The sequence below is a fragment of the Halalkalibacter urbisdiaboli genome (assembly GCF_002156385.1).
In the GTDB taxonomy this organism is placed as follows: Bacteria; Bacillota; Bacilli; order Bacillales; family Bacillaceae_D; genus Halalkalibacter_A; species Halalkalibacter_A urbisdiaboli.
Genome location: NZ_MVJM01000001.1, coordinates 1233535 through 1238480 on the forward strand (window position 1 = coordinate 1233535; position 4946 = coordinate 1238480).

Here is a 4946-nt window from a genome sequence, read left to right on the forward strand (position 1 = left end):
AACCAGCGCCTCATTTAAGCAACGCACCCGTTAGCAAAATAGAGCGTCCCTTCATATCGATGAATTAAATTGATTTTTTCTTTTTCGACTTTCCAAATAAACCTATCGCAACAGCCACAGCAATACCGATTCCAATCCAAGAGCCTATACCCATCTTTATCCCCTTATAATACGACTTTTCTTATTACTTCTTTACGGTTTTAAGAATAATAAAGTTTCACTAAACTGCACCGATACTTGAATAATTGTCAATTTAATTTTAACATTAATTTCCTTTTGTGTGTTTACAAAAAGAAAAAAGCTTCCCTGTTTATTACAGGAAAGCACCCTTTAATTACTGTCGATGTTGTGAATCATAAATATACATTTAACGAAATTGTATCAATAATTGAAATTCATACACAAAGACTTTAATGCCATTCTTTTTACTTAAGAATGGCTTCTTATATGGAAATAAAGTCGATTTGCTATTAAAGTAACGCACCCTTTAGTTGAAGTGTAATAATTCACAAATCGAGTACACAATCAAGAATTTAATATGGGGTCAAGCCTAAGTCAATTAAATAAGAATTAAGATTTTTATATTCAGTGGGTTCAATTTGGCTGGTTTCATGGTCATAAAAGTAAGCTACATTCGCCATTACTGGAACAGAAGTAGCGACAGCTTCTTTCGTTATCGCTTCCTTTAGCTTAATAAATAAGTGTTACAAGAAAAATAAGAAATAGAATTATTGACATTAAAAATGGCACGAATTTCTGTCTTATTTCTTCTTCACCTTTTGCTTTTTCAACATTCTTTCTATATTTTCTCCAATCAAAAAACAGCGAAATTACAAATGAAGTTAATAATAAATATTTTATGACTTTTATGTCTACCGCATTGGTTGGTACATACAATAATGATATTCCTGTAACAAACCAAAATACCCCAATAATAAGAGAAAACAGTAAAGCACTGATAATTACTCCTATGAAAAAGGATTTTACATTTGAACGTTTCCACATAGAATATATGTTTTTAATAGCGTTGCCATCATTTTTATTTTTTTCAATTTCTTTTTTGGGAATTATAATTTCATCTTCTATTCTATCCAGTTCTCTTTTGCACCCATCACATTCAACAAGGTGTTCTTCGACCACTCTCTTGCTATCCTCACTGCATATATTATCATAATACAATGGAAGTAAATCTTTAATTATTTCACATGAGAACTTACTCATTTACATTCCTCCTTTAACTTACTTTGAATTTTCTGTTTAGCTCGATGAAATGTGACTCTTGCCCAACTCTCCGTTTTCTCAAAGAGCTGGCTTATCTGTTTATAGGATAGTTCACCAAAAACTCTTAGAGTAAATACCTCTTTATAAGGTTCATCTAAGCAATGCAAGACCTTATGAATGCGGAAAGTCTCCTCCTTATTTAGTATCATCGTTTCAATACTATTCTCACTTGCTTTCTCTTCTACATAATCTGTATCATAACGTTTTTGTTTGTTGAGATGGGTAAAGTAGGTATTTTTGGCTATTTGACATAGCCATACATTTATTTTGCAATTGCCATTGAAATTATCAATACTCTTTAATGCCTTAAAAAATGTTTCCTGTGTTATCTCTTCAGCAACCTTTTCATTATGGCTTAGTGATAATACAAACGAATAAACATCTCTAAAATATTTGAAGTATATACCCTCAAATTCTGCCACATTTCTACCTCCTTTCATAAATATGACTACGTTAAAGGGGTTTTGTTACAAAAAAATCACAAAAAAATTGGCACACAAATTACGTCTGCCTTTAAATCATATCATTTATTTACAATTGCAAATTAGAATACCTTTCTTAGCACTGTTTTATTAATATTCCTTATATAACTTATTCAACATCCCTGCATCGTTTGTTCAAGAAGGAAAATATTCCATAGGCTCTGTACAATGAATATAACCATTTTTCTTATAATAATTAATGCTATAATCGCTTGGCCATACGATGATAAATTCATATCTCTTTTCTTTAGTCCACTCATTTATTCTGGAAAGTAGCATACTCCCAATACCCTTGTTTCTAAATTCTTTAATAGTAAATACGTTAGTCATATAAGCAAATGGATATGTTACTCTACCAGGGCGTGGTACTTTATGTATTAATTCTATGTATATATGCGATACGATTTTTCCATTTTCCTCGGCAACCCAGATAAACCATTGACCACTATTAAGTGCATTCTCTAAAAAAGATTGGCATTCTTTTTCAAAATCATCAAATGGAGTCTGGGCAATTTTTTTACTTTCATCGTATTCAATTGTAAAATCCCATCTCATTTTTGTTAACTGCTCAAAATCCTTTGCTTCAGCAAGTCTTATATTCATTATTATTCCTTCCTTTAAACATTAATTCTACTGCAACTAACCTGCACCTTTACCTGAACAAAGGTATAATTTCTTATTCCAGATAAGCTACCCTTTAGTGAAATAAGAGGAGCTTCTATCAACTGGTTTAGTTAAATACAATAACTCTTCACTTTGAAATATTATCTTGTACAAAGCCCAATTCATTTCCATCTATATCAAGTATAGTAAACTTCCTACTCCCATATGGTGTTGAGAATAATTCTTCTAATACTTCAGCTTTATCTTTTAATTTATCCCACAGTTCATCTACATTATCTACATAGAAATTAAAACGTCCAGGCGAAGGATTATTTTCATGCTCCATTACAGAAAACATCGCTCCCCCTTCATGTTCAAAATGAACGTAATTAGGTTTTTCAGGAGGCCATGAAGCTGCAACTGTAAAACCTAAAACTTCTTTATACCAGTTTACAGACCTTTTTAAATCTTTAACATTAGCACGTACATGTAAAAGTCTTGTTTTCATTTTGCTTTCCTCCTCAATAGTATTTACTAATAAAAAGCTTCTTCAATTTCAATTTTAAATCTCATTTTTCTCATACCAAGCCTTTATAGGTCTATTTTCTGGATATCCTACTATTTCTCGATATGCTTTTCTTTCTTCAGTGAAATCAAACCACTGTTTACTACTCTTGGGGTTATTGGCATGGTTAATCACACAACGAATTTGGTCTTCAACACAACCGTCAGTCCATACACCTAATTGTTTTTCTAATTGGTCAAAAAGTTGAGCACCATTCTTATCCTTAATATCCGATAAAGAAAAAACACTCAACTTAAAAACCAACTTTTCAGCTAATTTATAACCAATAGAAGGGACAGTTTGAAATTCGGCCAACCCCTTTAAAACCTGAGCTTTTTCTAGTGAAATGCTTAACATATGAACTATTTGTTTTTCACTAAGAGTATGTATTTCGCTTATTTTGACTTTAGCTTTTCTAAGTTTTAATTTTTCCTCATGTGTTAGTGGCAATTTGATATTTAGACCCAAAAACTCCCCTCCTTGAAGATTACTGCCCTTTAGCACAAGAAGCGAATGCCCTAATTGAGCAATCGACCCATTATTTGAATATACTTGATGAATTGATTACGCTTTTATTCTTGGTTAATAGCATAATAAGAAAACAAATGAAATAAATAATACATGAGGCAATAAACCAAGCAAAGATTCCAGGTGTAAACATTAAGTACAAACTGACTGGCAAAGACCAAATAAATGCGATTAACATGAGATATTTTTTATGCATTAAAGAAGAAATAATTGCTAAACAAGCAGGGAAGAAATAACATAGCAAATGTAGTACCTGCCATAGCTTCAGAATTTGAAGTTGTATAAGGATTATAAAAAACTAATACAATCCACAAAAAAATACTGAATAGACCAGCTATAACTCCCAAGATTAACCCTGTTATTCTCAATTTTATTACCCCTCAATTTAAATTAATTCACCTATTATTATTGGATTTAACTGGATATTTACTTAATTATACAACCCCAACAATACCTTCTTATTCCATTAAACTGCACCGTTACTTCAATAAGAAAATGAACATCCCTTGTTAAAGGAATGTTAGCAATAGGTAAGCGTTTGAAGTTATCTCCAGCTTTTCCCCTGCTCCACACGAAACATGACAGTTTCCCGTCATTTCGCGCTCCATCTAACGGTCTGTCTAGACTATAAGTTCCTCGTTACCCATAGACAGGAGTTGTCTTATGCCTTCCTACTAAGAGCTCGCACTGTGGAAATCCCCACATTCCTACCCGATCGGTGCGATGAACGCTTGGAAAATAATCATTCCATTTCGCTAGACTTGGGGCTATTCCTCCACTCCCATTACAGGAGGTTCTTCAGTCATACCCCTACCCTCACAAGGATAAATGCTTTTCAACCATGCCTTATAGCAAACGTTTCGAGTGACAGCTCTTGTTTCAACGTTCCTTGCTTTCCAAGTACCTTACAACGTAGCTATACATTCTAGACGTAGGTGCTTCCTGTAAGCCTGTGAGCTGGATACCGCCATTGTTCGGTATAGTGTATTTCAGAGGGTGCATTTTTACTCTACACCACTCACCCCATCGATGGATGGGACATAGGTTTCCTCTATGATCTAACTTTAGACCCGTACATTCAGAAGTTCGTCAGTTCCTTATGTTGGAACATTCTCACCCTATCTAGTTTTTCAGCCATGCGGCATATCAGTTGGCATACCTTTTCCTGTGGAATGGCTCTAGCCTTCCTTCTGCCGAATCTACCTGTGCTTCACACCCCATGACCTGTCAGTCAGGACGCATGCAGGAGTATTGATGGGATAGTTTCAGAAAACATGGTTTCGTCATTCCTATCCTCCGTAGTAAAGTTAAAGCTTAAATCTAATAAACTTCCTGTCTTTCACGCTGATTAGCGCTTATAACAGAACTTGTCGCGCGCACCCGTTAATTCAATAAGGATTTTACCTGATTTTTATGATTTACTAAATCATTGCACCCTTTAGTAGTAACAAAATCATTTTAGGAAATACTTATTTCTCACTTTCTTT

5 protein-coding genes are annotated in these 4946 nt (G+C 33.7%); all 5 read right to left on the reverse strand.

What is annotated here, in order from left to right:
• Positions 1–690: 690 nt before the first annotated feature.
• Complete coding sequence (locus tag B1R93_RS06125) at positions 691–1221, reverse strand: zf-HC2 domain-containing protein (RefSeq protein WP_088103054.1); 531 nt, start codon at positions 1219–1221, stop codon at positions 691–693.
• Positions 1218–1703 carry an RNA polymerase sigma factor gene (locus B1R93_RS06130; protein ID WP_245308201.1) on the reverse strand — a complete coding sequence of 162 codons (486 nt, stop codon included), beginning with the start codon at positions 1701–1703 and terminating at the stop codon, positions 1218–1220. Before B1R93_RS06130 ends, B1R93_RS06125 begins: the two co-directional genes overlap by 4 nt.
• 195 nt (positions 1704–1898) lie before the next feature.
• On the reverse strand, positions 1899–2366 hold the full coding sequence (locus B1R93_RS06135; RefSeq protein WP_088103056.1) for a GNAT family N-acetyltransferase: 468 nt from the start codon (positions 2364–2366) through the stop codon (positions 1899–1901).
• Positions 2367–2514: 148 nt separating this feature from the next.
• On the reverse strand, positions 2515–2874 hold the full coding sequence (locus tag B1R93_RS06140) for a VOC family protein (protein ID WP_088103057.1): 360 nt from the start codon (positions 2872–2874) through the stop codon (positions 2515–2517).
• A 54-nt stretch (positions 2875–2928) separates the two neighbouring features.
• The gene (locus B1R93_RS06145) at positions 2929–3399 is read right to left on the reverse strand and encodes a helix-hairpin-helix domain-containing protein (RefSeq protein ID WP_088103058.1); all 471 of its coding nucleotides are present in this window, start codon (positions 3397–3399) and stop codon (positions 2929–2931) included.
• Between the last annotated feature and the right edge of the window lie 1547 nt (positions 3400–4946).

What these genes read in the sequence shown, in the direction of transcription:
- B1R93_RS06125 (WP_088103054.1), bottom strand. Translation starts at nt 1,221, where the DNA reads ATGAGTAAGTTCTCATGTGAAATAATTAAAGATTTACTTCCATTGTAT.
- B1R93_RS06135 (WP_088103056.1), bottom strand. Translation starts at nt 2,366, where the DNA reads ATGAATATAAGACTTGCTGAAGCAAAGGATTTTGAGCAGTTAACAAAA.
- B1R93_RS06140 (WP_088103057.1), bottom strand. Translation starts at nt 2,874, where the DNA reads ATGAAAACAAGACTTTTACATGTACGTGCTAATGTTAAAGATTTAAAA.